This is a genomic window from Rothia sp. HMSC069C03, assembly GCF_001811075.1.
GTDB lineage: Bacteria > Actinomycetota > Actinomycetes > Actinomycetales > Micrococcaceae > Rothia > Rothia mucilaginosa.
In genome coordinates this window covers 176,906-202,791 of the sequence record NZ_KZ627133.1, presented here as the reverse complement: position 1 = coordinate 202,791, position 25,886 = coordinate 176,906, and the positions used below count along the sequence as shown (strand labels likewise).

At 60.0% G+C, this 25,886-nt stretch carries 19 protein-coding genes and 1 tRNA gene; all 20 read left to right on the top strand.

Annotation, left to right across the window (positions count from 1 at the left end):
• Positions 1-317 precede the first annotated feature (317 nt).
• The gene (locus HMPREF2779_RS02105; RefSeq protein ID WP_233992201.1) at positions 318-1,376 is read left to right on the top strand and encodes a tetratricopeptide repeat protein; all 1,059 of its coding nucleotides are present in this window, start codon (positions 318-320) and stop codon (positions 1,374-1,376) included.
• 251 nt (positions 1,377-1,627) lie between these two features.
• A complete protein-coding gene (locus HMPREF2779_RS02100; protein ID WP_070687228.1) occupies positions 1,628-2,665 on the top strand; it encodes an HAD-IIA family hydrolase in 1,038 nt (345 codons plus the stop codon).
• Positions 2,658-2,825: a GTPase gene (locus HMPREF2779_RS02095; RefSeq protein WP_070687226.1), complete on the top strand. Its 168-nt coding sequence runs from the start codon at positions 2,658-2,660 to the stop codon at positions 2,823-2,825. The genes HMPREF2779_RS02100 and HMPREF2779_RS02095 overlap by 8 nt, the downstream gene beginning before the upstream one ends.
• 91 nt (positions 2,826-2,916) lie before the next feature.
• Positions 2,917-3,645, top strand: coding sequence for a TlyA family RNA methyltransferase (locus HMPREF2779_RS02090; RefSeq protein WP_105360700.1), 729 nt, complete (start codon positions 2,917-2,919; stop codon positions 3,643-3,645).
• Positions 3,646-3,922: 277 nt separating this feature from the next.
• Positions 3,923-4,960 (top strand): NAD kinase, encoded by a 1,038-nt coding sequence (locus HMPREF2779_RS02085; RefSeq protein WP_105360699.1) that lies wholly within the window; start codon positions 3,923-3,925, stop codon positions 4,958-4,960.
• Positions 4,961-4,979: 19 nt separating this feature from the next.
• Positions 4,980-6,698 carry a DNA repair protein RecN gene (gene recN / locus HMPREF2779_RS02080; RefSeq protein ID WP_070687222.1) on the top strand — a complete coding sequence of 573 codons (1,719 nt, stop codon included), beginning with the start codon at positions 4,980-4,982 and terminating at the stop codon, positions 6,696-6,698.
• A gap of 329 nt (positions 6,699-7,027) precedes the next feature.
• A complete protein-coding gene (locus HMPREF2779_RS02075; protein WP_105360698.1) occupies positions 7,028-8,722 on the top strand; it encodes a CTP synthase in 1,695 nt (564 codons plus the stop codon).
• 145 nt (positions 8,723-8,867) lie between these two features.
• Entirely contained in the window at positions 8,868-9,542 is a 675-nt protein-coding gene (locus tag HMPREF2779_RS02070) for an NUDIX domain-containing protein (protein WP_105360697.1), read from the top strand.
• Between the two features lie 75 nt (positions 9,543-9,617).
• Complete coding sequence (locus HMPREF2779_RS02065; RefSeq protein ID WP_105360696.1) at positions 9,618-10,952, top strand: tyrosine recombinase; 1,335 nt, start codon at positions 9,618-9,620, stop codon at positions 10,950-10,952.
• 94 nt (positions 10,953-11,046) lie between these two features.
• The gene (locus HMPREF2779_RS02060; RefSeq protein ID WP_005506637.1) at positions 11,047-11,907 is read left to right on the top strand and encodes a ParA family protein; all 861 of its coding nucleotides are present in this window, start codon (positions 11,047-11,049) and stop codon (positions 11,905-11,907) included.
• 191 nt (positions 11,908-12,098) lie between these two features.
• The gene (locus HMPREF2779_RS02055; protein ID WP_105360695.1) at positions 12,099-13,094 is read left to right on the top strand and encodes a segregation and condensation protein A; all 996 of its coding nucleotides are present in this window, start codon (positions 12,099-12,101) and stop codon (positions 13,092-13,094) included.
• Complete coding sequence (gene scpB, locus HMPREF2779_RS02050) at positions 13,087-14,106, top strand: SMC-Scp complex subunit ScpB (RefSeq protein ID WP_105360694.1); 1,020 nt, start codon at positions 13,087-13,089, stop codon at positions 14,104-14,106. The genes HMPREF2779_RS02055 and scpB overlap by 8 nt, the downstream gene beginning before the upstream one ends.
• A gap of 87 nt (positions 14,107-14,193) precedes the next feature.
• The gene (locus HMPREF2779_RS02045; RefSeq protein WP_070687210.1) at positions 14,194-15,354 is read left to right on the top strand and encodes a pseudouridine synthase; all 1,161 of its coding nucleotides are present in this window, start codon (positions 14,194-14,196) and stop codon (positions 15,352-15,354) included.
• 18 nt (positions 15,355-15,372) lie between these two features.
• Positions 15,373-16,542, top strand: a complete 1,170-nt coding sequence (locus HMPREF2779_RS02040; protein WP_070687208.1) for a prephenate dehydrogenase — start codon at positions 15,373-15,375, stop codon at positions 16,540-16,542.
• Between the two features lie 54 nt (positions 16,543-16,596).
• The gene (gene cmk, locus HMPREF2779_RS02035; protein ID WP_105360693.1) at positions 16,597-17,289 is read left to right on the top strand and encodes a (d)CMP kinase; all 693 of its coding nucleotides are present in this window, start codon (positions 16,597-16,599) and stop codon (positions 17,287-17,289) included.
• A gap of 111 nt (positions 17,290-17,400) precedes the next feature.
• On the top strand, positions 17,401-18,981 hold the full coding sequence (gene der, locus HMPREF2779_RS02030) for a ribosome biogenesis GTPase Der (RefSeq protein WP_105360692.1): 1,581 nt from the start codon (positions 17,401-17,403) through the stop codon (positions 18,979-18,981).
• A 229-nt stretch (positions 18,982-19,210) separates the two neighbouring features.
• Positions 19,211-19,284 (top strand) — tRNA-Pro (locus HMPREF2779_RS02025).
• Positions 19,285-19,875: 591 nt separating this feature from the next.
• On the top strand, positions 19,876-21,513 hold the full coding sequence (locus HMPREF2779_RS02020) for an L-lactate permease (RefSeq protein WP_105360691.1): 1,638 nt from the start codon (positions 19,876-19,878) through the stop codon (positions 21,511-21,513).
• Positions 21,514-22,011: 498 nt separating this feature from the next.
• Positions 22,012-23,634, top strand: coding sequence for an L-lactate permease (locus HMPREF2779_RS02015; RefSeq protein WP_105360690.1), 1,623 nt, complete (start codon positions 22,012-22,014; stop codon positions 23,632-23,634).
• A gap of 593 nt (positions 23,635-24,227) precedes the next feature.
• Positions 24,228-25,850, top strand: a complete 1,623-nt coding sequence (locus HMPREF2779_RS02010; protein WP_070687202.1) for an L-lactate permease — start codon at positions 24,228-24,230, stop codon at positions 25,848-25,850.
• The last annotated feature ends 36 nt before the right edge of the window (positions 25,851-25,886 follow it).

The following is a 25,886-nucleotide window of genomic DNA, read 5'->3' as shown; positions in this document are numbered from 1 at the left end:
AGACTCTTCGCGCCGATGGTACTGCACTTTTGAGGGTGTGGGAGAGTAGGTTATTGCCGCTTTATTATTCAATAGCCCCGGCTTCGCCGGGGCTATTTTTGTTTGGGGAGGCCCTAGGGCCTCCCCATTTGTCTTTAACATCCCATCAGTACGGGTGCACGGAAGGTGCTCTCTATACTAGAATGGTATGGCTTATGTTTAGGCATTAGCGGGTGTATCTAAAGCACCCCTCATAGAGTTGATGCCTCAGGCAGCGGTTCGACCGAATCGACTGCATACCCTACCCGCCCAAGAGCGGATACCTCCCAAGGAGATTCATGTCTGAGACCCCCCGTCACGAGTCTAACGGCTCCGGCCCCCGCCAGCACCGCAAGAACAGCGGAGGAAAGGACTTCCGCTCCCAGAAGGGCGGCAAGAACTTTGGCGGCAAGGGCGGTTTCAAGCGTAACGACCGCGGAGGCAAGAAGTTCGACGGTCGTCGCTCTGATTCCCGTTCCAAGGCACCTCGATCCAACGGCCCTGAGTCTGAGGCACCTCGCGAAGAGGTACGTAGCATTGGTGGCCGTGCAGGCTACCGCCCCGCAAAGCCTAAGGCGCCAGAAATTGACGACGACATCACCGGTCGCGAGCTGGACGGCGCGACCTTCCGTCAGCTGCGCGCCCTAGAACCGCGCAACGCAGAAACCGTCGCAAAGCACCTCGCCATGGCCGGTCGCTACCTCGACATCGACCCCGAATTCGCGCTGGAACACGCCGTTGCAGCATCCCGCAGTGCAGGCCGTATTGCCGCAGTACGTGAAGCCGTTGGCGTCGCCGCATACGTGGCAGAAGACTTCGAACTGGCACTGCGCGAACTGCGCACCCACCGCCGTATCAGCGGCTCCGTAGACCACCTGGCACTGCTGGTGGACTGCGAACGTGCGCTCGGCCGTCTGCCCAAGGCAATGGAAATGATTGCAGAGTTCAAGAAGGAAGAACTGCCCGCCAACGTGCGCGTGGAGCTCGCCATCGTTGAATCCGGCATCCTTAGCGATCAGGGCAAGAAGTCCGAGGCCGTCGTAGCACTGCAGATTCCTCAGCTGAACCCCAAGCGCGCCTTCGAGTACAGCCCCCGCCTGTTCAGTGCATACTCCGGTGCGCTGGCTAACGCGGGCCGTAACCAGGAAGCAGAACGCTGGGCACGCCTCGCATTCATGGCAGAAGCAGCACTGGGCCAGGGCAATTTCGCAGAACCCGAAATCTTCGACATCTTCGGTGAAGCAGGCCTCTTCGAACAGGAAGAGAAGTCCGTAGAACTCACTGAGACCGCAGAAGACGCTGAAGAGACCGCGGAAGCTTCCGCAGAAGAGGAAGCAAGCGAAACTGCAGAAGAATAAGCTGAGGACGAGAAGACCGAAGCGCCCAAGACTGAAGAAGCAGAAGAAACCTCCGCAGAATAAGACTGCAGAGAATCTAAGAATTCTAAATATGTGACCTAAGTGTCAGCATGAAACCGCTGGACGCCACACCCAAGCAGGGGAGAGCGTCCAGCGGTTTTCCATATAATCGACCGAAGGCGCCAACGCTAGAGTGTCTAACAGGTACGATTAATAGCGACAACCGCCAGAGCCCCCGAGAGGAACACTCTATGACCACGAACGCACTCCTATCCCGCTACGATGCCCTCCTCTCCGATCTGGACGGCGTAGTCTACGCTGGTCCCTTGGCCATCGAAGGCGCACCCGAAGCACTCAACCGTGCCGAAGAAGAACTCAACGTACCGGTCATCTTCGTCACCAACAACGCATCGCGCTCCGTAGAATCTGTAGCAGAGCACCTGCGAGAACTGGGTATGCACACCCGAGCAGAACGAGTCGTCAGCTCCGCACAGGCAGGCGCCGCACTGCTCGCACAGCACGTACCCGCAGGCTCCAAAGTCCTCATCACCGGCACCGAAGCACTCGCCGACTGCGTTCGTGCGGTAGGCCTCGAAACCGTACGCACGGAAGAAGAAGGCCCCGTAGCCGTCATCCAGGGGTTCGACCCCAAGATCGGCTGGGAAGACCTTGCGGAAGCCGCCTACACCCTCGCAAACCCCGACATCCTCTGGATTGCCACCAACACCGACCAGAGCATCCCCAAGGAACGAGGCCAGGCACCCGGCAACGGAACCCTCGTAGCAGCCGTAGCAAGCGCAACCCGCCGCACCCCGCTTGTCGCGGGCAAGCCTGAAGCACCCATCTTCCACACCGCAGCGCAGGCAGTGAACTCCAGCCGCCCCGTCATCGTGGGTGACCGCCTGGACACCGACATTCTCGGCGCCAACAACGCAAAGATGGACGGTGCCCTCGTCCTCACCGGCGTACAGACCTACCAGGACGTCATCGAGGCCGTGCCGAACCAGCGTCCGACCTATATTCTGCGCACCCTCGAGGACTTCTTCGCACCCTACCCCGAAATTGAAGTGCTCTACGAAGGCTACGAAGTCACCGCAACCGGCCCCACCTGGCAGGCACGAGTCCGCGGTGAAAACCTGAGCCTGACCGGCCCCGAGATTGAAGATGCCGAAGCATTCGCGGGTAGCGAGAGCGAAGCCGAAGCATGGCGTGTAGCCTGCGCGGCATGGTGGGCAGCAAACCCCGAACAGGGCGCACACCCCAACATCCAGGGGATCCCCGGTGCCTAAAGAACCGGAGACTAATAGCACGGCAGAGGAAAACGCTGAGCTTGATGCAGAATTCGAGCGCCAACTCGCGGCGATCCTCGCCATGGACCCCGTAGAGCGCGTCAAGCGCCTCGAAACGATGAGCGAGCAGCTGGAGAAGGATCTCGAAAACCTCTCCTAGCTCGCGGCGGTGCCCCCTCAGAACAGCAATGCTCTGAGGTGGCACTAGATAACCCGTCACCAGACGACGACAGAAAGAAGACAAGGACACCGTGCGCCTCGATAAATACCTGGTCGAAGCCGGATTCGTGAGCTCCCGAACCCTCGCCGCAAAACTCATTGCGGCAGGAGACGTGCAAGTCAACGGCAAGGTTGCACGCAAAGCGTCCATGCTCGTGGGCCCGGAGGACACCCTCTACGTGAGCCAGAGCGAGCTGACCGAATACGTCAGCCGCGCAGGACACAAGCTCGCAGGTGCCCTCGATGCGTTCCCCGATATCAAGGTGGAGGGCAAGCGCTGCCTGGACGCGGGAGCATCCACCGGAGGCTTTACCGACGTGCTACTTCGTCGAGGAGCAGCCCACGTAGCCGCCGTTGATGTAGGACACGGACAGCTCGTGGACACGCTACGCGAAGAACCGCGAGTCGGCGTGTACGAAGGACTCAACGTTCGCTACATGAAGCCCGAAGACATTGGTGGGCAGGTCGAACTGACGGTTTCTGACCTCTCGTTCATCTCACTGACCCTGGTCATGGAGGCGCTAGCGAACGCCACCGAAACCGGCGGCGACCTGGTGCTCATGGTCAAACCGCAGTTCGAGGTCGGCAAGCACCGCATCGGACGCGGGGGAGTGGTGCACGAAGAATCCGCCCGCCGTGAAGCAGTGGAAAAAGTTCAGGCATCTGCGGTCAGCCACGGAATGCGTGTGATGGGTATGGAACCCAGCCCGCTCCCCGGACAGGACGGCAACGTAGAGTACTTCCTATGGTGCAAAAAATAAATACGGTGTCGAAAGTAAATATAGTGCCGAAAATAAATAGTGTTATAGGCAGTCTGAGAAAAACCGCTCGATAACGTAGGACGCGTTGAAGGCGGGGTTTTCTCAGGCTGCCGCGCTATTCGCAGGTATTTTAGAGATACCCCAACTGCACACTATTCGAAATAATTTTCTAAAAATATAGCTCTTTAGAAAATCTTCGAGAACATATTCGGTATGATAGGTGTAGATACACCATCTCAATACCCCGATCTCAATACCCCGATGGGAGAGAGTCGTTATGGCAGAGCACGAAAGCCACGCACCGCAGGAAGCATCCGCACAGGTAGCTGCCGCAGGTGCGCGTCATAGTTCCGAACACCACAGTTTCGAACGTCATGGTTCCGAAGACTCGGTGGGACAACGTCACCGTAAGATTCTCGTCTTCGCCCACGTGGGGCGCAAAGAAGCACGAGATGCCGCCCGACAGGCATGCACCCAGCTCTACGAAGAGGGACTCGCACCCGTCATGACTCGCTCCGATTTGGAGACCCTGAGCGAAAACTGGGACGAGCCCGTTCCTGTGCAGGTCGTCCACGAATCCGTGGCGCTCATCGATATTGAACTCGGCGTGGTGCTTGGTGGTGACGGTTCGATTCTTCGCGCCGCTGAAATGGTGCGCCGAACCAGTGTTCCGCTCATCGGCGTGAACCTGGGGCACGTCGGCTTCCTCGCCGAATCCGAAGAGAGCGACCTGACCGAAACCGTTCGCTGCATCGTCAACAACGAATACACCGTTGAAGAACGCATGGCAATCGACGTGGAAGTCTGGAACGACGGCAAACGCGTGCACAGCGACTGGGCACTGAACGAAGCCAGCGTTGAAAAGGGCAATCGCGAAAAAATGATTGAAGTCATTATTGAAGTGGACTGCCGCCCGCTCAGTAGCTTCGGATGCGACGGCGTGGTCATGGGAACCCCCACCGGCTCGACCGCCTACGCTTTCTCTGGTGGCGGCCCGGTCGTCTGGCCCGAAGTTGAAGCAATTCTCATGGTGCCGCTCTCGGCTCACGCGCTTTTCGCGCGCCCGCTGGTAGCAGCACCGACCTCCACCCTGGCGGTAGAAATGATGCCCGGAAACGGCGCCTCCGGCGTGCTCTGGTGCGATGGCCGCCGAACCGTAGAGTTGGACCCCGGCTCCCGTATTGAGGTGCGACGCTCCGAAAAGTCGGTGCTGCTCGCCCGTATCCACCCGGCTCCCTTCTCTGAGCGACTGGTGCGTAAATTTGAGCTTCCGATCCGTGGCTGGCGTGGCCCGCAGGACACCGAGAAGCACTAAAGAAAAGGAATGAACGTTCGTGATTGAGGAAATCCATATTCGAGACCTCGGCATCATCACCGATGCGAGGCTCCCCCTCGAACCCGGATTCTCCGTGCTGACCGGCGAAACCGGCGCAGGTAAAACCATGGTCGTCACCGCCCTCGGCATGCTCCTGGGCGCCCGATCCGACGCATCCAGCGTGCGCAACGGCGCCAAGAGTGCCCTTGCCGAAGCAGTGATTCGCCTGCCCCACGGGCACCGCGCCCTCGAGCTTGCCGAAGAGGCCGGCGGCACCGCCGAAGACATCGACGAACAGACCTCCGAACTGCTTCTGGCGCGCACCGTCAATGCCTCGGGACGCTCCCGTGCCCACGTCGGCGGTTGCTCCGCACCCATCGGAACCCTGTCTCAGATTGGTCAGACTCTTGTTGCAGTCCATGGCCAGTCCGATCAGCTGCGCCTCAAATCAGCTGCAGAGCAGCGCCAGTCCCTCGACCTGTACGCCGGTGAAGAGCTCGCCAACCTGCTTGAGAAGTACCGCGAAAACTACGAGCGATACCGTGCCGCCGCAGCAGAGCTCAAGGAAGTACGCGAAAACTCTCGCGCACGCGCCCTCGAAGCGCAGACCCTGCAGGGTGCCCTAGAAGAAATCAGCGCCCTCAACCCGCAGGCCGGGGAAGAAGAAGAGCTCAAAGCCGAAATGGTGAAGCTCATGAACGTTGAAGCGCTACGCATTGCGTCGGCAACCGCCTCCGCAGCGCTCAGCGGTAGCGAATACTCAGCCGGCGACGAACAGAGCGTCATGAGCCTGCTCGATGCAAGCCGCTCCGCGCTACAGGCACAGGCAGACGCTGACGAAGAGCTTGCCTCCCTCGCCGCGCGCGTCAACGAACTGTTGATTCTTGCCACCGATATCTCCTCGGATCTGTCCTCCTACATGGCCTCCTTGGATGTTGAAGGCCCCGAACGTCTGGCGCAGGTGCAGACTCGCCGCGCCCAGCTGGCGACCCTCACCCGCAAGTACGGTGCCGACATAGCAGAGGTCCTCGAATGGGCCGAAGAATCACGCGCACGCCTCGAGACCCTGGTGGATGACCCGCAGCGACAGGAAACCCTGGAAACCGAGCTGGTACAGCTACGCAAGGTGCTTGGCGCCCAGGCAGAAGAGCTGACCGCCCTGCGCCGTGCCGCCGCACAGAAACTGGCGGACGCCGTCAGCGAAGAGCTCACTGCTCTTGCCATGCCGAACGCCTCCCTGGCCGTGGAAGTTGCTGAAGCCGAAAAGTTCTCGGTGCACGGCCGAGACACCGTGACCTTCATGCTGGCGCCGCATCGAACCGCCGTGCCGCGCCCGCTCGGTAAGGGCGCCTCCGGCGGCGAGCTCTCCCGCGTGATGCTCGCCTTGGAGGTAGTGCTTGCCGAAGTGGACCCCGTACCCACCTTCATCTTCGACGAGGTGGACTCCGGCGTGGGCGGTAAGGCAGCTATCGAAATCGGTCGCCGCCTCGCCATGCTCGCCCGACACGTGCAGGTTCTGGTGGTCACCCACCTGCCGCAGGTTGCCGCCTTCGCGGATCAGCACATCCTCGTGCTGAAAAACGATGACGCGTCCCTCTCAAAGGTCAAGGTACTTTCCGAAGAGGAACGCGTGGTGGAACTGGCGCGAATGCTCTCTGGACACGATCAATCAGAATCGGCGCGAGAGCACGCCCGAGAGCTGCTAGCCGCCGGTCGAGAAGTGCCGCAGGGGCGTTGAAACCGGCAGGGAAAAGCATGAAGAAAGTGCTGGCAAAAGCGCCGAAAGGCGGCATCTTTCGCACTAAAGACCATCAAAGGGGCAGAAGTGCGCGAGCGTGCCTCGGAAAGTTGTCGGTACAGCCCGTGCCGGTGACCAATAGCGGCGCATGGAGCCCAGAGGATGTGAGATACTCTGTGAATGTTCCTACACCTGCTTCTACACGGCGCGGCGGGAATAATAAATCCCCAGCTCCGTTTACAGTGGTGATAAGGACAAATAGGGGAGGGAAAACCGCCTGAGAGAATCCTCTCGCGGCAAAACCCTCTGCTTGGATAGCAGACAAGAAAATGGTAGGCTTGAATTCCGTGGTGAATGAAAAAAATAACGCTCTGAACGCGTCCTCTAACGACAAGGTAACCCGCCAGATTTTCGTAACTGGCGGCGTTGCATCTTCTCTCGGTAAGGGCCTGTCGGCCTCTTCCCTCGGTCAGCTTCTTCGCGCACGTGGCCTCTCTGTGACCATGCAGAAGTTCGACCCCTACCTGAACGTCGACCCCGGTACGATGAACCCCTTCCAGCACGGTGAAGTCTTTGTCACCGACGACGGTGCTGAAACCGACCTCGACATCGGACACTACGAGCGCTTCCTGGACGAAAACCTCGACCAGTCCGCTAACGTGACCACCGGCCAGGTCTACTCCTCCGTCATCGCCAAGGAACGCCGCGGCGAATACCTCGGCGACACCGTCCAGGTCATCCCTCACATTACCGACGAAATCAAGGCCCGCATGCGTCACGCAGCGGAAATTGAAAACGCACCCGACATCATCATCACCGAAATCGGTGGTACCGTTGGCGATATCGAGTCCCTGCCCTTCATGGAAGCAGCACGCCAGGTACGCCGCGATGTTGGCCGCAAGAACGTCTTCTTCCTGCACGTCTCCCTGGTGCCCTTCATCGGCCCCTCCGGCGAGCTCAAGACCAAGCCGACCCAGCACTCCGTCGCAGCACTGCGCGGCCTGGGCATCCAGCCTGACGGTCTGATCCTGCGCTGTGAGCGTGAGGTCCCCGTATCGCACCGTACCAAGATCGGTAACGCATGCGACGTGGACAGTGACGCGGTCATCTCCTGCGCCGACGCACCCAGTATCTACGACATCCCCAAGACCCTGCACAGCCAGAAGCTCGACGACTACATCCTCGACTACTTCGGCATTGAGGCTCCCGCACCGGACTTCACTCAGTGGGACCGCCTGCTCGACGCAGTGCACCGCCCCGCAGCAGAGGTCAACGTTGGCCTGGTCGGTAAGTACATCGACCTGCCCGACGCATACCTGTCCGTCTCCGAGGCTCTGCGTGCCGGCGGCTTCGCAAACAACGTGAAGGTCAACATCAAGTGGGTTGCAGCAGACCTGTGCGCAACCGACGAAGATGCCGACCACCAGCTGCGCAACATGGACGCAATCCTCGTGCCCGGCGGCTTCGGCATCCGCGGCCTGGACGGCAAGATCGGCGCCCTCAAGTACGCACGCGAGCACAAGCTCCCGACCCTGGGCATCTGCCTCGGTCTGCAGTCCATGGTCATCGAGTACGCACGCAACGTACTGGGTCTGGCCGAAGCATCCTCCACCGAGTTCGATCCGGAAACCTCCGTACCGGTCATCGCAACCATCGAAGAGCAGAAGCAGTTCGTCGAAGGTGCAGGCGACCTGGGCGGCACCATGCGCCTGGGCCTGTACAAGGCAAACCTGGTTCCCGGCTCTCAGGTTGCTAAGGCGTACGGTGCAACCGAGGTTGCAGAGCGTCACCGCCACCGCTACGAGGTGAACAACGAGTACCGCGAGCAGCTTGAAGAAGCAGGCCTGCGCATCTCCGGTACCTCCCCGGACTCCTCGCTGGTCGAGTACGTGGAACTGCCCGCAGAGGCACACCCCTACTACGTGGCAACTCAGGCACACCCCGAGTACCGCTCGCGTCCGACCCGCCCGCACCCGCTCTTCTCCGGCCTGATTAAGGCTGCTCTGGAGCGCCGCGGCGCCTAACATCTAGGCACGAACGTTCAGCATCCCGCTCACCCCGCGCAGGGGAGGGCGGGATGCCTTCGTATAAACCTGAACATGCCTTATTCCGTGCCCGTACCTGACGCGCCAAACGTAGCGGGGCTAAGAAGCCGCCTACAATGAAAGAATGAGCAACAACCAGCAGATTATTGATGCACCCTCCGAACGCACCATCCGCACCCGCACCGTGAAGTACAGCGGCTATGTGATTGAAACGACCGTTGAGGAGTACGAACTCAACGAAAATACCGTGCTGACCCGCGACGTCGTGGAAATGCCCGGCGCCGTCGCCGTGGCGGTCCTCAACGACAGCAACGAACTGCTGATGCTCAACCAGTACCGCCACCCGGTGCGCATGAACCTCTGGGAAGTACCTGCAGGACTGCTCGACATCGACGGTGAAGACCCCCTGGTCGCCGCGCAGCGCGAACTCGCCGAAGAGGCAGACCTGCAGGCAGACACCTGGAACGCTCTGACCGACTACTTCAGCAGCCCCGGCGCAACCAGCGAAGCAGGCCGCGTCTACCTGGCGCGTAACCTCTCGGAACTGCCCGCCGAAGAACATAGCGAACGCACCGACGAAGAAGCAGAAATGACCTACCACTGGGTGCCCCTCGCCGAGGCAGTGCAGCTGGTGCTGGGCGGAAAGATTCATAACGCGCTCGCTATCCAGGCGGTACTCGCCACCTACGCGGCGGTGCAGAACAACTTTGAAGGCCTGCGCCCCGCCGAGGGCGGCTGGGAGTTCCACCCCTACATGGGGCAGCGCCGCGAAAAGCCGGAGAACTTCCGCAACCACTAAGAACGGAGCATGGGGCGGGGGAGTAGCCCGCCTACGGTAGGTCCACATCTCAAGAGAACCGACAGAGGAGATAGAGTGAAGCAGGCAAAAAGCACGGTGAGCAAGACATCCCGCGGCGCGGGTCTGCTCGGTGTGCCCTCTTCTGCCGGTTCCTCCGTGCTGGGTTCTTCTGCTCTGGGTTCTTCTAGCCTGGGTGCTTCCCACCAGGAGGCGCAGACCCCGCTCCAGAGTGCAATCGAGCAGTACCTCATCCACCTGCGCGTGGAGCGAGGAAGCAGCGAGCACACCATCGCCTCCTACGCGCGCGATCTGCGGCGATACAGCGCCTACATGGCGACCCTCGGCGTCATCGACCCCGAACGCATCACCACCGCGCAGGTACGCTCCTTCATGCGGGAACTCGCCGCCCCCACCGTGCCCCTTGCCGGATTCGAAGCGGGGGAGAAGAACAACCAGAACGCGCAGGAATCTCGGGAAGCGCAGGAGGAAGCCGCAGAATCGCTGGCACTGATGATCGCTTCCGAATCGGGGCGAGGGACTGGAAACGGGCGCGCTGGAAAAGGTCGTGCTGGGAAAGGTCATACCGGGCAACCGGAGAAAGCCGGGGTGCCAGAAAAAGAAACGCCAGCCGCTGAAGGGGCACCGAACCTGCCCCTGCCGCTGGGCCCGAACTCCATCGCCCGCACCATGGCGGCAGTCCGCGGAGCACACGCCTTCTGGGTCTCCGCGCTCATCGTGCCCACCGACCCGGCGGCACCGGTCACCCCGCCAAAGAACGTTAAACGCCTACCCAAAGCAGTCAGCGTAGAAGACATCCAGCGGCTACTCGCCGTACCCGACCGCGAAACCGCCACCGGGCTACGCAATCGAGCCATCCTCGAATTCCTCTACGCCACCGGCGCGCGCGTGAGCGAAATGCTCAACGCCGATATTGACGACGTGCACTTCGAGGGAACCCTCACCGATGAAGACGGCAACCAGATCACTTTGCCCGGCTACGTTCGACTCTTCGGTAAGGGAAACAAAGAACGGCTCGTACCCATCGGAAGCTACGCCCAAAAAGCAATCCAAGACTACCTGGTGCGTGCCCGCCCCTCCCTCGTAGCGCACGGTAAAGGCACCGCCGCGCTCTTCGTCAACGGACGAGGCGGCAGACTCGGACGCCAAGGCGCCTGGCTCATCCTCAAAGAAGCCGCCGAAGCCGCCGGGCTCAGCTCCGACTTCTCACCGCACTCCATGCGCCACAGCTTCGCAACGCACCTGCTGCAGGGCGGCGCCGATATTCGCGTGGTGCAAGAACTGCTCGGGCACGCCTCCATCGCCACCACTCAGGTGTACACCAAGGTCACGCCCGAGGGGCTCATGGAGGTGTACCGCATGGCGCATCCGCGTGCCCACGAACGGGGATAAAACCCCGTCAATCCGCGGAACAGCCGCTCTTGAGGTAACCTTATAGACAACGCTTAAACTTTAAAACTTCGAATTCATTGATGAAGGTGAACCATTGACTGAAGCTCAGGCTCAAGAACTCGGCCCCACCGGTCGACCCCTGCGCGTATACCCCGACCCGGCTCCGCTGAGCAGCCACGGTCCCGCCCGCATTATCTCTATGGTGAATCAGAAGGGCGGCGTGGGTAAGACCACCTCCACCATTAACCTGGGCGCGGCACTGGCAGAATGCGGCCGTAAGGTGCTACTGGTCGACTTCGACCCGCAGGGTGCTCTCTCCGCCGGTTTCGGTGCGAACCCGCACGAACTGGACCTGACCGTCTACAACGTCATGATGGACCGCAAGGTCGACATTAAGGACGTCATCCTGCCCACCGGCGTGGAGAACATCGACCTGCTGCCGGCCAATATTGACCTCTCCGCGGCTGAAGTTCAGCTGGTCAACGAAGTGGCTCGCGAGCAGGTTCTCGCCTCGGCACTGCGCAAAGTCCGCGACGAATACGACGTTATCCTCATCGACTGCCAGCCCTCCCTGGGCCTGCTGACCGTCAACGCACTGACCGCCTCCGAAGGCGTCATTATTCCGCTGATTTGTGAGTTCTTCGCACTGCGCGCCGTCGCACTGCTGGTCGACTCCATCGAGAAGGTTCAGGACCGACTGAACCCCGACCTCGAAATCTCCGGCGTGCTCGCCACCATGTTCGATGCGCGCACCATCCACTCCAAGGAAGTTCTGGCACGCATCGTGGACGCATTCGGCGACAAGGTTTTCGACACCGTCATCAAGCGCACCGTGAAGTTCCCGGACGCGTCGGTGTCCGCTGAGCCGATTCTCAGCTACGCCTCCAGCCACCCCGGCGCGGAAGCATACCGCCAGGTGGCACGCGAACTGATCTACAAGGGCGGCGCACGCTAAAGCCCCCACACCTATACGCCCTCTGCTGAGGTGACTCTCACCCTTGAGTCACACCGGCAGAGGGCGTATAATTGTGAGGATTCTAAAGACCCCGCACACTGCTTACGTCGAAAAATAGGCGAAGCAGAAGCCGCATCTGAGACGGCACCAACACAGCCGGGGAGAATAAACCTAAGGAGAATAGGTCGTTTATGACCACGAACGTCGCTGCCGTGAGGGTACCGACACCCAACGCAGACACCGCCGCGAACGCCCGGACTGAGGGCCGCGGCCTGCAGAACCCGGAACGCGGTTTCACCCTCACCCTCAGTAATTTTGAGGGTCCCTTTGATCTTCTACTGACCCTGATTTCGCGCCGCAAACTCGACATTACCGAGGTGGCGCTCGCAGAGGTCACCGACGAGTTCCTCGCATACCTGCACGCCCTCTACGCTGAAGGCACCGAACGCGCACTCGACGAAGCCAGCGAATTTCTGGTCACTGCCGCAACCCTGCTGGAACTCAAAACCGCACGCCTGCTCCCGCAGCATCGTGAACCCCTCGAAGAGGACGTTGCACTGCTGGAGGCACGCGACCTGCTTTTCGCCCGTCTGCTGCAATACCGCGCCTACCGCGAAGTTGCCGATATTTTTGCTGAACGCTGGGCGCAAGAAGCGCAGCGTTTTCCCCGTGCGGTAGCCCTTGAAGAACGATTCGCCCAGGCGCTACCCGAGCTGGTTTTCACCGGAGGTGCCGAAGAGTTCGCCCGCATCGCCGCAGCAGCGCTGAGTCGAATCCCCAAAGAGCCCGAGCCGGAACCCGAAGAAATCGTTGAAGAACTCAACGAGCACCTGCACGTTCCGCTAACCACCATCGCGGCTGAAGAACACTACATTCTGCACAGCCTGCTCGATACCGCGGTGCGGGAACTGAGCTTCGCCGAACTGGTTCAAGGATCCGGCGAACTAGAAATCGCGGTGGTTCGTTTTCTCGCCCTGCTCGAGCTCTACAAAGAAGGTGCCTTGCACGTAGAACAGGACGCACCGCTCGGATCCATTCGGGTACGTGCGAGCGCGAGCGCGGCACAGTTCGTGATTCGCGAAGAAACAGATGCTGAGGACGGGCACGAAACCGGTGAAGCGCCTGAATCACCCGAAGTGAACGAGCCTGAAACTAACACGGAACCGGTAGAGGAGGATTATGAGTAATCACGGCTCACGCTTTGACCGTGAATTTACCCCTGACGACCTTGCCATCGTGAACATGGGCTACTGGGATCCGAACGCAGATGAGGATTCGGAACAGGCTGACTTGGCATCGATAGAGGCGTCTGCAGAGACCGAGTTTTCAAAGCCTGCTGAGACGGACGCTGAACCGGCTGAGCACGAGGTAGTTGCTGCTCCTCTGGATGAGATGACCGAAGAAGCTGAGGAGGCTGAAGCCGCCGAAACGGTAGAGGACTCCGATGGCTCCGACATTTCCAACAGCTCCGAGGAATCGCAGGAAACTGCATCCCGCGAGTCGAAGGAATCGGTAACGAAATCGGCAGCGATTCCGGTGGGAGGCCCCTCCACCGCACCCAGTGTGGCGGTCGATGCCGAAGCCGAATTCTCCAAGGTCGAGGCAATCCCCGGCGGCGTCAAAAGCGCCATCGAAGCGATCCTTGCCGTTGCCGAAGTGCCCGTGAGCGTGCGTGAACTCTCCGCCGCTCTCATCGTCAGCGAACGAGCTGTTGAGCACGCGCTCGACCAGTTGTACCGCGAGTACAACGGCGAAGAAAGCGGCTACGGAGAAGACGAAAACCGGGGGGCGCCCGAACCGCGCGGATTCCAGCTGCGGAACATCGCAGGAGGCTGGAAGCTCTACGCCCGCGACGACTTCGCCCCCTGGGTGGCACGCTTCGTGACCCGTTCCAAGAGCGCGACGCTGAGCAAACCCGCCTACGAAACGCTCGCCGTGATTGCCTACCAGCAGCCGGTGACCAGGGCGAGGGTAGCCTCCATTCGAGGCGTAAACGCGGACGCGGCAATCCGTCAGCTGCTGCAACGGCAGCTGATTCGTGAAGCAGGGCGAGAAGCCGGAAGCGGCGCGACCCTCTACGAAACCACGGAGCTGCTACTGGCGAAGCTCGGGTTGAACTCCCTGGAGGAGCTGCCGGCGCTCGCGCCCTTCCTGCCCGATGACACGGAAGCCGCAGTGCTTGCCGAGGGCAACGACTAAGACAACGACAACGAATCAATAAGACGAACGAACGTTCGGGAAAAGCCTGAAATGTTCGCACTATACGACAGAAAAGAGAAGAACACCATGGCATATGGAAACTCCTCCCGCGGCGGCCGCTCTGCATCCGGTCGCCCCCAGAACTCCCGCGGTGGCCGTCCCGGCGCTGCTCGTCCCGGTCAGGGCGGTAAGCCCAGCGCTAAGGGCGCCTCCGCACGCGGCGGTCGCCCCGGCGCACCGAAGGGTGGCGCAGGCAAGGGCGGCGCGAAGGGCTTCGGCGAGAAGAAGTTCGGTGACAAGAAGTTTGGCGAGAAGAAGTTCGGCGCAGGCCGCGCAGGTTCCGGCCGAGGCCGCGGCACCGAACTGCCCAAGCGTGAACGCCGCGCACCGGGCCGCCCCTACCGCTCCGGCGAAGCCTTCGCGAACGAGCGCGGCGAATACCGCGTCAGCAACTACGCTGGCCCGCACCGCCCCCGCCGCCCCCGCAACGCCCCGGTAGACCACTACGAGTTCTACGACCACGACGGCGTGCGCCTGCAGAAGCTGCTGGCTCAGGCCGGTGTGGCATCCCGTCGCGTCTGCGAAGAAATGATTACCGAAGGTCGCGTTACCGTCAACGGTGAAGTCGTGACCGAGCTGGGTGTGCGCGTTGACCCCTCCAAGGTGACCGTGCAGGTGGACGGCATGACCGTGCAGACTAACGACAAGCTCGTCTACATGGCATTCAACAAGCCCGCCGGCGTGGTCTCCACCATGGAAGACCCCGAGGGTCGCCCCTGCATCTCTGACTTCCTGCGTTCCTCCATGAGCGAGCGCGTGTTCCACGTGGGCCGCCTGGATGTCGAAACCGAGGGTCTGCTGTTGCTGACCAACGACGGTGAACTGGCGAACCGCCTCACCCACCCCTCCTACGAGGTGCCCAAGACCTACCTGGTGCAGGTTCCCGGCCCGATGGAGCCCGGCGTCGGCGCAGCCATGAAGAAGGGTATTCGCCTGGAAGACGGCGTGACCCGCGTTGACGAGTTCAAACTGGTGGACTCCACCCCCGGCCACGTGCTCGTTGAGGTGACCATCCACTCCGGTAAGAACCGCATCGTGCGCCGCCTCTTCGATGCCGTCGGCTACCCGGTTGAGCGCCTGGTCCGCGTTGAGATGGGCCCGATCCGTATTGGTTCGCAGAAGCAGGGTACCGTCCGTAACCTCTCCAAGGTCGAGATCGGTCACCTGCTCGCTTCGGTGGACATGTAATAACGCTAAGGAGTTGTCATGAGCTCGCCCGCTGAGCTTTCCGCATCTGAGCTGCCCATGGACTCAACGCTGACCGGGCCGGTACTCATTATCGGCTCGGGTCTGCTGGGTGCCTCTATTGGTTTGGGGCTGCGTGCGGCAGGATGCGAGGACGTGTACGTCCAAGATATTTCACCCACCGCCGAGGCTGTGGCGCAGGATATTGGTGCCGGTACAAGTTTCTCCACTCTGTCGGAGGAGGAGCGCACCGCCTTCGCCCCGCAGCTGGTGGTGGTGGCTGCGCCTCCGGATAGTGCCGGTGCCGTGTGCGCTCGCGCGTTGAACACCTATGCGCCTCGACCGGAGGCGGGCTACCCCGGCGCCGTGGTGACGGATGTTGCCTCGGTGAAGGTGCAGCCGCTGGCTGATGTGCTTGCCTCGGGTGCGGATGCGTCCCGTTACGTGGGTTCGCATCCGATGGCTGGGCGTGAGAAGTCTGGCCCGGTGGCTGCTCGCGGTGAGCTGTTCCAGGCGCGTCCGTGGATTATCTGCGAGCACGATTCGGTTCACCCCGAGTGTGTGCGCCTGGTGCGTTCTGTGGCGGTTGAGCTGGGCGCGATTGTGACTTCTCTGAGCGTTGAGGAGCATGATCAGACGGTTGCCCTGATCTCTCATGTGCCGCAGGCGATGAGTTCACTGTTGGCTTCGCGTCTGCAGGACACTCCGCTGTATGCACTGTCCCTGGCGGGTCAGGGTTTGCGCGATACGGTGCGTATCGCGGCTTCGGACCCGACGCTGTGGGTGCAGATTTTTGCGGCGAACGCTGACCCGATTGTGCAGACCCTCTACGGTGTGCGTGATGACCTGAACCGCCTCATCGCGACGCTGGAGAACCCGACGGCGTCCGGCGCTCGCCTGGATTTGGCGCAGCTGATGAGTGAAGGCAACGCGGGCGTTAGCCGTATTCCGGGTAAGCACGGTACTGCCCCCGCCGCGTTCGCAAAGATGACGGTGCTGGTGGACGACACCCCCGGCACGCTGGCTCGTTTGCTTGCCGAGATTGGTGAGCTGGGCGCGAACCTTGAGGATTTGCGTCTGGAACACTCGACGGGTGCCCCGGTGGGTATGGCTGAAATCTCGGTCAATCCGTCTATTCATGAGGCGCTGGTCCGCGATTTGTCGGCTCGCGGTTGGCGTGTTGTGAAGTAGAGTTAAAGCTGTATTTTCCGGCATAAAGTTTGAGACGAATTTTAAGGAGTGCTGATGCACGAGAACCCTAAACTGACGATTGCTATTGACGGTCCATCCGGTTCCGGTAAGTCGTCTGTGTCCAAGGAAGTTGCACGCCACTTTGGCCTGGCGTACCTGGACACCGGTGCAATGTACCGTGCCGCAACCTACCGTGTGCTGGAACTTGGCATTGACCTGAACGACGCTGAGGCGATCGCGAAGGCTGTCGAGGAGATGCCCCTGGTGTTCGGTACGAACATTAAGGAAGAAGAGATTCTGATGGGCTCGACTGATATCCGTGAGGAGATTCGTAGCGAGCGCATTTCTTCGGCGGTGTCTGCTGTGGCTTCGGTTCCGGCGGTTCGTGAGCACCTGATTGGCCTGCAGCGTTGGATGATTAACCACGCTATTAACGGCATGGTCGCTGAGGGCCGCGACATCACCACCGTGGTCGCTCCCGACGCTGATGCGCGCATCCTGCTGACTGCTTCTGAAGAGGTGCGCATGGCGCGCCGCGGCCTGGAGAACGCGGAGAAGTCCGGCGCTTCGGGTAACTTGAGCAAGCAGATCGCTGAGCGTGATGCGAAGGATTCGAAGGTCAATAACTTTATGGAAGCTGCCGAGGGCGTGACCCTGGTGGACAGCTCGGATCTTGATTTTAATGCGACGGTCTCTGCAGTGATTAACGCTGTGAATGACCAGTTGAAGGCAAAACGCGCGGGCTAGGCCCCGCCGAAACGCTGGGGGAGTGGTGCATCCGCTCCCGAGAAGACGTTGAGCCGCGCTCGCGTGCTGACCCTTGGGTTGGGCGTGGGGCGGGTAGAGAAAGGAATGCGCATGGCTGAGGACGCTATCCGCGACGATTACGAAGATAAGTACCTGGGCGGTGGCGAGGACGACGTTATCGAGCGCCTCGCTGAGATTGATGATGAGACCGCTGATCAGCGTGCTCAAGCTCTTCTTGAGGGTCTTGAGGACTACGACCTGGATGAAGAGGACCGCGCCCTGCTGGGTGCCTGGGGCTTCGACATTGAGGAAGAGGAAGAGCAGCTCGCTGATCCGGTAGTGGCGATTGTTGGCCGCCCGAACGTGGGTAAGTCGACCATCATTAACCGTATTCTGGGCCGCCGTGAAGCGGTGGTTGAGGATAAGCCGGGTGTGACTCGTGACCGCGTGTCCTATAAGGCTGAGTGGTTGGGTAAGAGCTTCACCCTGGTTGATACCGGTGGTTGGGAGTCTGACGCTCGCGGTATTGATGCTCAGGTTGCTGAGCAGGCTGAGATTGCTGTGGAGCAGGCCGATGTTGTGGTCCTGGTGGTTGACGCTCGTGTGGGTGTGACCGCTTCGGACGAGCAGATTGTGCGTATGCTGCGCCGCGTGAAGAAGCCGATCATTCTGATTGCTAACAAGATTGATGACGCTCACCTGGAGCCGGAGATTTATAGCCTCTGGTCGCTGGGTATGGGTCAGCCGTTCCCGGTGTCGGGTCTGCATGGCCGTGGCCTGGCGGATGCTCTGGACGAGATCCTTGAGGTCATGCCGGAGCACTCGCAGTTCGCTCAGCCGGAGGCGCTGGGTGGCCCGCGTCGTGTGGCTCTGGTGGGTCGCCCGAATGTGGGTAAGTCGTCGTTGCTGAATAAGTTGGCTGGTTCTGAGCGTGCCGTGGTGAACGACCTGGCTGGTACGACTCGTGACCCGATTGACGAAATTATTGAGCTGGGCGGCTACCCCTGGCGTTTTGTGGATACCGCGGGTATTCGCCGTCGCCAGCACATGGCTAAGGGCGCGGAGTTCTACTCTTCGCTGCGTACTCAGACTGCTCTGGAGCGTTCTGAGGTTGCCGTGGTGCTGCTGGATGTTTCCGAGCCGATCTCTGAGCAGGACGTGCGCATCGTGCAGACCGTGATTGATTCGGGTCGTGCGATGGTCCTGGCATTCAATAAGTGGGATACTCTCGATGAGGATCGCCGCTACATGCTTGAGCGCGAGATTGAGCGCGACCTGGCGCACGTGCAGTGGGCTCCTCGCGTGAACATTTCGGCGAAGACCGGCTGGCACAAGGACAAGCTGGTGCCCGCTCTGGAGCACTCGCTGGAGTCGTGGGATTCGCGTATTCCGACCGGTCGCCTGAATGCGTTCCTGGGCGAGATTGTTGCCGCGCATCCGCACCCGCTGCGTGGCGGTAAGCAGCCGCGTATTCTCTTTGGTACTCAGGTGTCTTCGCGTCCGCCGAAGTTCGTGCTCTTTACTACCGGTTTCTTGGATCCGGGTTACCGTCGCTTCATTATGCGTCGTCTGCGTGAGACTTTTGATTTCACGGGTACTCCGATTGAGATTTCGATGCGTGTGCGTGAGCGCCGCTCTTTGGGTGAGCGTCAGAGCGCGAAGGCTAAGAAGGGCAAGAGCGGCCGCCGCTAGTAGCGGGGGTGTCTGCTTGATGCCGTGTTGCTGGGCTGGCTCCCTTGCTAGGCTTGGCCCCCGCGCGCTGGGTTCTGTACGGAAAATCTGCAAGGAAATCCGTGAGGAAAAGATTTTTAAGATTTTTTCTAAAAAAATAGGGATTCTGGCTTGCGCGGGGGATAAAAGCCCGGTATAGTTATTCGAGTGTTCAGGGGAAACCTTGAAAACAATATCGTGAATAACGAATCGGGTTGTGGCGCAGCTTGGTAGCGCACTTGACTGGGGGTCAAGGGGTCGCAGGTTCAAATCCTGTCAACCCGACAGATAAAGCTCCGGAAGGTTTTCCTTCCGGAGCTTTTTTGTATGCCGTTTAGGGGTTTGCGGGGATTGATGGTGCGGGGCTGGGGCGTGTCGGTTTGATTGGTCCCGCGGCGCTGTGTGCTCTGGTTGGCTTTGGTGGGCCCTTGTTCCCTTGTAATAGCGGGGGAGGGAGGTTGGGTAAGCCCTCAATCCGGGGTGGGCTTTAGGTTAGGTTGCAATTATGAGCTTGAATCTAAATGTTGGAATATGCCCGATTTTGTGGGTGTTCAGTGGTACATTGGGTACACAAGGAATCGCGTTTTAGCGGTCAGAAATTTTAGCTTCGGCACTGAATTTCCCTTGACAAATCAAGGAATATTTAGGTTTCTGTGACTAAAACACGACTTCATACACACTGAATTTCATAGCTGCAAAACCAACACGAACCCAAGCGAAGGCAAATATCCCGGTGGGATAGCCTCCCCAACGCACAAGACGGCAGGGGGCCAGGCCTTATGCACACGGCACACACACCGCCACGAGCGTCGCTGGGAAGGTTTTACGGCACAAATCGATCCCGCCCCTCGGGCGCGGAAAGGAACACAATAAACCATGTGGCAGCAAATCTACGACCCGCTGAACTCGAGCGCACTCTCCGCACTCGTGGCAGCAGTCCCGATTATTTTCTTCCTTCTGGGCCTCACCGTCCTGAAGCTCAGCGGTATTAAATCTGCCGTTATCTCCCTCGCTATTGCACTGGTCATCGGTTGCGCTATCTTCGGCATGCCCGTTACCGCGGGTGTGGGCTCCATCCTCCACGGCTTCCTCGCGGGTATGTGGCCCATCGGCTGGATTGTGCTCATGGCAGTGTGGCTCTACCGCATCTCCGTGCGTTCTGGCGGCTTTGAGATTGTCCGCTCCTCCATCTCCTCTGTCTCTACCGACCAGCGCATCCAGATGCTGCTGATCGCATTCTGCTTCGGTGGCTTCCTTGAAGGCGCTGCAGGCTTCGGTATTCCGATTGCTATCTGTGCTGCACTGCTCGTGTCCCTGGGCTTCAACCCGCTCAAGGCCGCAATGTTCGCTCTGATTGCTAACGTGAGCTCCGGTGCGTACGGCGCTATCGGTATCCCCGTGACCACCGCAGCAACCCGCGGTGGCGTGGACCTACACGGTCTGTCCATCGAAATGGTCCTGGTTATCCAGATTATGGCGGGCCTGATTCCCCTGCTGCTCGTTGCTATTCAGGACGGTCTGCGCGGTATTCGCGAAGTCGGTCTGGTAGCTCTCATGGTTGGCGTTATCTACTCCGGCGGCCAGTCCGTTCTGCTCGCAACCCTCGGTAACCCCGAACTCGTCGACATCATCCCGCCGCTGCTAGCACTGGTCGCTCTGGCACTGGTCATGCAGAAGTGGCAGCCTAAGCACATCTTCCGCGAGCCCACCGCTCCCTCCCTGGAAGAAGTTCAGGCTCAGCAGAGCGTCAAGCACACCGGTGGCGAGATCCTCAAGGCATGGAGCCCCTTCGTCTACCTGTCCGTCGTGATTCTTCTCTGGTCCACCGCTCTGAAGCCCGTCTTTGCAGCTAAGGGTGCGCTTGGCTTCACCAACTTGAGCTTCAACATTCCGTGGGTGCACCAGAGCATCCAGCAGGCTGCACCGATTGTTCCTACCCCCAAGGCATTTGATGCGGTCTTCACCTGGAACATCGTGGGTGCATCCGGTACCGCAATTCTGGTGGCTGCAATCATCACCATCCTGACCTCCAAGATTAGCTGGGGCGAGGCTATCGAGGAGCTCGGCGGCACCTGGAAGCAGCTGCAGACCCCGATCCTCATGATCTGCCTGGTCATGTCCGTTGCTAACGTCATGAACTACGCGGGTATGATTACCTCCATCGCACTGGCTGTTGCCGCTGTGGGCGCAATCTTCCCGTTGCTGTCCCCGATCATCGGTTGGATCGGCGTGTTCGTGACCGGCTCCGTGGTGAACAACAACATCCTCTTCGCCGGCCTGCAGGCTACCACCGCACAGCAGATTGGCGTCAGCCAGACCCTGCTGGTTGCATCTAACACCGCCGGTGGTGTGATGGCGAAGATTGTTTCCCCGCAGTCCATCGCAATTGCAGCTGCTGCTGTGAACAGCTCCGGCGAGGAATCCAAGATTACCTCCATGGCGATCAAGTACAGTGCAGCTCTGCTGGCTATCACCTGTGTGTGGGTTTACGTCCTGTCTCTGGTTGGTATCTAAACAGCGTGAAACCCCGATGCGTGTAACCTGCCTTCTCTGAAAGTAAGGTGCCCGCGACACGGTTGAGCGAAAGCCCCCTTCTACTTCGGTAGGAGGGGGCTTTCGCGTTTCTGTGTTTGTGTGCTGGGGGGCGGGAGGTTCGCGGCTAAGGAGCGCAATTATGCACATAGGTATCATTTGTGCACACTTAAGGTCACCCTATCCTGAAGTCTCGAGGAAGACCTGTTAGCTTATACAGATAAAGTCAAGAGCACCTAGTGAGAGGGAAAGGTTCCACTCACCGCCGCCGCGCCACGGTATATTGCCTCGGCATATCGCCACGTCAAGTAACCAAACGCCCGGCAGCTCAAGACCATCACGCTTCACCGATGGATCCATCCACGACGCAAGGACCGGACCCATCGGTTTTTATGCGGCCTAACGCTTCCATACAGCACAGGTGCCGTACCGGAAGAAGCGACCGCTAATACACACAGACCGAAAGGAACACCCGCCCCAATGTGGCAGCAAACCTACGACCCGCTGAACTCACCGGTGCTCTCCGCACTGGTTGCCGTAGTGCCCATCATCCTCTTCCTGCTGGGCCTGACCGTCCTGAAACTCAGCGGCCTCAAATCAGCACTGCTGACCCTCGGCACCACCCTCATCATCGGTTGTGCCGTCTTCGGTCTGCCCATCACTGCAGGTGCCGGTTCCATCCTCTCCGGCTTCCTCTCGGGCGCATGGCCCATCGGCTGGATCGTGCTCATGGCTGTGTGGCTCTACCGCATCGCCGTACGCGCCGGTAACTTCGACATCGTGCGCTCCTCCGTCTCCTCCATCTCGAACGATCAGCGCATTCAGGTGCTGCTGATTGCCTTCTGCTTCGGTGGCTTCATCGAAGGCGCGGCAGGCTTCGGCATCCCGATCGCTATCTCTGCGGCGCTGCTGGTATCCCTGGGTTTCAACCCCCTCAAAGCATCCATGCTGGCGCTGGTAGCTAACGCCGCATCCGGTGCATACGGTGCTATCGGTATCCCCGTGACCACCGCAGCTAAGGTCGGCGGCCTGGACACCGCGCACCTGTCCGCAGGCATGGTTCCGGTACTGCAGATCTTCGTCGCCTTCGTGCCGCTACTGATGGTCGCAATCCAGGATGGTATGCGCGGCATCCGCGAAGTCGGCCTGGTCGCACTCATGACCGGCGTCATCTTCTCCGGCGGTCAGGCAGCTATCCTGATGCTGCTCGGCTCTCCCGAACTGGTCGACATCATCCCGCCGCTGCTGTCCCTGGTAGCACTGGCGCTCGTGATGCAGAAGTGGCAGCCCAAGCACATTTACCGTGAACCCACCGCACCCAGCCTCGAAGAAGCCCAGGCTCAGCAGAACGTCAAGCACACCGGCGGCGAGATCGTTAAGGCGTGGAGCCCCTTCATCTTCCTCTCCGCAACCATCCTGCTCTGGTCCACCGCGCTCAAGCCCGTGTTCGCAACCACCGGCCCGCTCGGTGCTGCAACCCTGGCATTCCCCATCCCCGGCATTCATGAAGCCATCACTACCGGTGCCGGTAAGACCGTGACCGCCATCTTCTCCTGGAACACCCTGGGCGCATCCGGCACCGCAATTCTGGTGGCGGCACTGATTACCGTGCTGACCTCGAAGATTAGCTGGGGTGAAGCCTTTGAAGAACTCGGCGGCACCTGGAACCAGCTGAAGATGCCGATCCTCATGATCTGCCTGGTCATGTCCGTCGCAAACGTCATGAACTATGCCGGTATGACCACCTCCATCGCTCTGGCGCTCGCGGCAGCCGGCCCGGTCTTCCCGCTGCTGTCCCCGATTATCGGTTGGATTGGCGTGTTTGTGACCGGTTCCGTGACCAACGCTAACGTGCTCTTCGCGGGCCTGCAGTCCACCACCGCAGCTCAGATTGCTGTTGACCCGACCCTGCTTGTTGCCGCAAACACCGCCGGTGGCGTGATGGGTAAGATCGTCTCCCCGCAGTCCATCGCGATTGCTGCGGCGGCTGTGAACAGCGCAGGTGAGGAATCGAAGATTACCTCCATGTCCATCAAGTACAGCGCTATTCTGCTGGGCCTGGTCTGCGTCTGGTCCTTCGCGCTGTCGCTCATGGCTGGCTAACACATAGGGCTGGCTAAAGCCATTCCTGAGGCTCATACCAGGGGTAGATAGCAACGTGACGCTGAACCCCTGATGATCCTGAGGTAAAGCCCCTTCTCGACTCCATGCGGTCGGGGAGGGGCTTTATCCTTACCAGCCGCCGTATAGGTTTGGCTCGAGCATCAGAAAGGGGCTGACCGGAGAAAATAACTACCGACAAGGACTAAATCGTAATGACTCTTAACTAGCGTTTCACACTGTAAAAGCACCCAGCACCTAGCAAAGGACCCACATGCCACAGTGATGTAGTTCTCAGTGGGCATTGGCGCCGTAGGCGAGAGCACGAGCTAAGGAACTTTTAGCTTCGAGGCCTCCAACGAGAGAACCAACGCCCGGCATCGTGGAAATATCCTTCCCCGCGCCCCCTGCCTTCAGCCAAGGCTACAACACAGACACATGATGTTGCTACGCCTTTCACGTTCAGGGACCCTCAGCGGTAGAGGCGTCGTGAGGCTACGCCTCGTGCTACCCCATAAGGGCAGGCGGACGCACCCTACAGCGGCATCCAAACCGCTGTAGGTACACCCTGCAGCGAGGAAGGACATACCACTATCATGTGGTCGCAAACCTACGATCCCCTCAACTCCCCGGTGCTCTCTGCACTTGTAGCGGCATCCCCCATTATTCTTTTTTTACTCTGCCTCACGGTTTTCAAACTCAGCGGCATTAAATCAGCGCTAATCACCCTAGCCCTGACCCTGTGCATCGCACTCGGAGTCTTCCACCTGCCCTGGACAGCAGCCGCAGGTTCTATTTTCTACGGATTCCTCTCAGCGCTATGGCCTATTGCCTGGATTGTGCTCATGGCAGTGTGGCTCTACCGCATCGCGGTGCGCAGCGGAAAATTCGCCATCGTGAGGTCCTCTGTCTCCTCAATCTCAGCGGACCAGCGCATCCAGGTGCTACTCATCGCCCTCTGCTTTGCCGGGTTTATTGAGGGCGCGGCGGGCTTCGGCATCCCGATTGCTATTTCTGTGGCGCTACTGGTTGCCCTGGGCTTCAACCCGCTCAAAGCCGCTATGCTCTCCCTGGTCGCTAACGCCACCGTGGGCGCCTACGGTGCGGTTGGTATTCCCGTGACCACCGGTGCCGCTATCGGTAACGTAGACCTGGGGCACCTATCCAACCATATGGTTTGGGTCCTGCAGATCTTTGCGGCCCTCGTACCCGTGCTCGTGGTCGCTATTCAGGACGGTCTGCGCGGCATTCGTGAGGTAGGCTTAGTAGCGCTCGCAACTGGTATCGTGATTTCTGGCCTGCAGAGCATCATGCTGTGGGTCCTGCAGGACCCAGAGCTCATCGGCATTGTGCCGCCCCTTGTCGGCCTGGTGTTCCTGGCGGTCGTGATGCGTTTCTGGCAGCCCAAGCACATCTATCGCGAGCCCACCGCACCGACTCTGGAAGAGCTCTCCGCGCAGGACGAACCGACGTACAGCCTGCGCGAAGTTGCGAGCGCCTGGAGTCCCTTCATCTTCCTTTCCATCACCATCCTGCTCTGGTCCACCGTGCTGCGTCCCGTCTTCGATCATAACGGAGCCCTGGGCTTTGCAAACCTGAGCTTCCACGTGCCCGGTATCCACCACCAGATTGGCGACGGTGAAGGCCTAGCTATCCACGCGGTCTTCAACTGGAACATCCTGGGTGCGGCGGGTACCGCCATTTTGGTGGCGGCTCTGCTCTCTGCGTTCACCTCGAAAATTACCGTCCGTGAGACTCTGCAGGAGCTTAACGGTGCATGGCAGCAGCTGAAGAAGCCCATCTACATGATTTGCCTGGTCATGTCCGTAGCAAACCTCATGAACTACGCGGGCATGACCTCCTCCATCGCTCTGGCGGTAGCTACCGCGGGTGCACTCTTCCCGCTCTTCTCGCCCATAATCGGCTGGGTTGGTGTGTTTGTGACCGGTTCGGTGACCAACAATAACGTGCTCTTCGCCGGTCTGCAGGCAAGCACTGCGCATCAGATTGGTGTAGACCCCGCCATGCTGGTTGCAGCCAATACCTCCGGTGGTGTGATGGGCAAGATTGTGTCCCCGCAGTCGATTGCAGTGGCGGTTGCCGCCGTGAACGAGGCAGGGCAGGAGTCGAAGGTTACCTCCATAACCATCAAGTACAGTCTCTTCCTGCTGGTACTGCTGTGCATTTGGACGTACCTGCTCACGCTCATCGGGCACTAGGCTTTTTAAGCGACTCTTCCTGTCTTCGAGGAAGAA

Coding starts and splice junctions, on each gene's coding strand:
- HMPREF2779_RS02075 (WP_105360698.1), top strand. CDS start 7,028: ATGGTAGGCTTGAATTCCGTGGTGAATGAAAAAAATAACGCTCTGAAC.
- HMPREF2779_RS02040 (WP_070687208.1), top strand. CDS start 15,373: ATGAGCTCGCCCGCTGAGCTTTCCGCATCTGAGCTGCCCATGGACTCA.
- HMPREF2779_RS02070 (WP_105360697.1), top strand. CDS start 8,868: ATGAGCAACAACCAGCAGATTATTGATGCACCCTCCGAACGCACCATC.
- HMPREF2779_RS02045 (WP_070687210.1), top strand. CDS start 14,194: ATGGCATATGGAAACTCCTCCCGCGGCGGCCGCTCTGCATCCGGTCGC.
- HMPREF2779_RS02085 (WP_105360699.1), top strand. CDS start 3,923: ATGGCAGAGCACGAAAGCCACGCACCGCAGGAAGCATCCGCACAGGTA.
- HMPREF2779_RS02105 (WP_233992201.1), top strand. CDS start 318: ATGTCTGAGACCCCCCGTCACGAGTCTAACGGCTCCGGCCCCCGCCAG.
- HMPREF2779_RS02020 (WP_105360691.1), top strand. CDS start 19,876: ATGTGGCAGCAAATCTACGACCCGCTGAACTCGAGCGCACTCTCCGCA.
- HMPREF2779_RS02100 (WP_070687228.1), top strand. CDS start 1,628: ATGACCACGAACGCACTCCTATCCCGCTACGATGCCCTCCTCTCCGAT.
- der (WP_105360692.1), top strand. CDS start 17,401: ATGGCTGAGGACGCTATCCGCGACGATTACGAAGATAAGTACCTGGGC.
- HMPREF2779_RS02010 (WP_070687202.1), top strand. CDS start 24,228: ATGTGGTCGCAAACCTACGATCCCCTCAACTCCCCGGTGCTCTCTGCA.
- HMPREF2779_RS02055 (WP_105360695.1), top strand. CDS start 12,099: ATGACCACGAACGTCGCTGCCGTGAGGGTACCGACACCCAACGCAGAC.
- HMPREF2779_RS02015 (WP_105360690.1), top strand. CDS start 22,012: ATGTGGCAGCAAACCTACGACCCGCTGAACTCACCGGTGCTCTCCGCA.
- cmk (WP_105360693.1), top strand. CDS start 16,597: ATGCACGAGAACCCTAAACTGACGATTGCTATTGACGGTCCATCCGGT.
- scpB (WP_105360694.1), top strand. CDS start 13,087: ATGAGTAATCACGGCTCACGCTTTGACCGTGAATTTACCCCTGACGAC.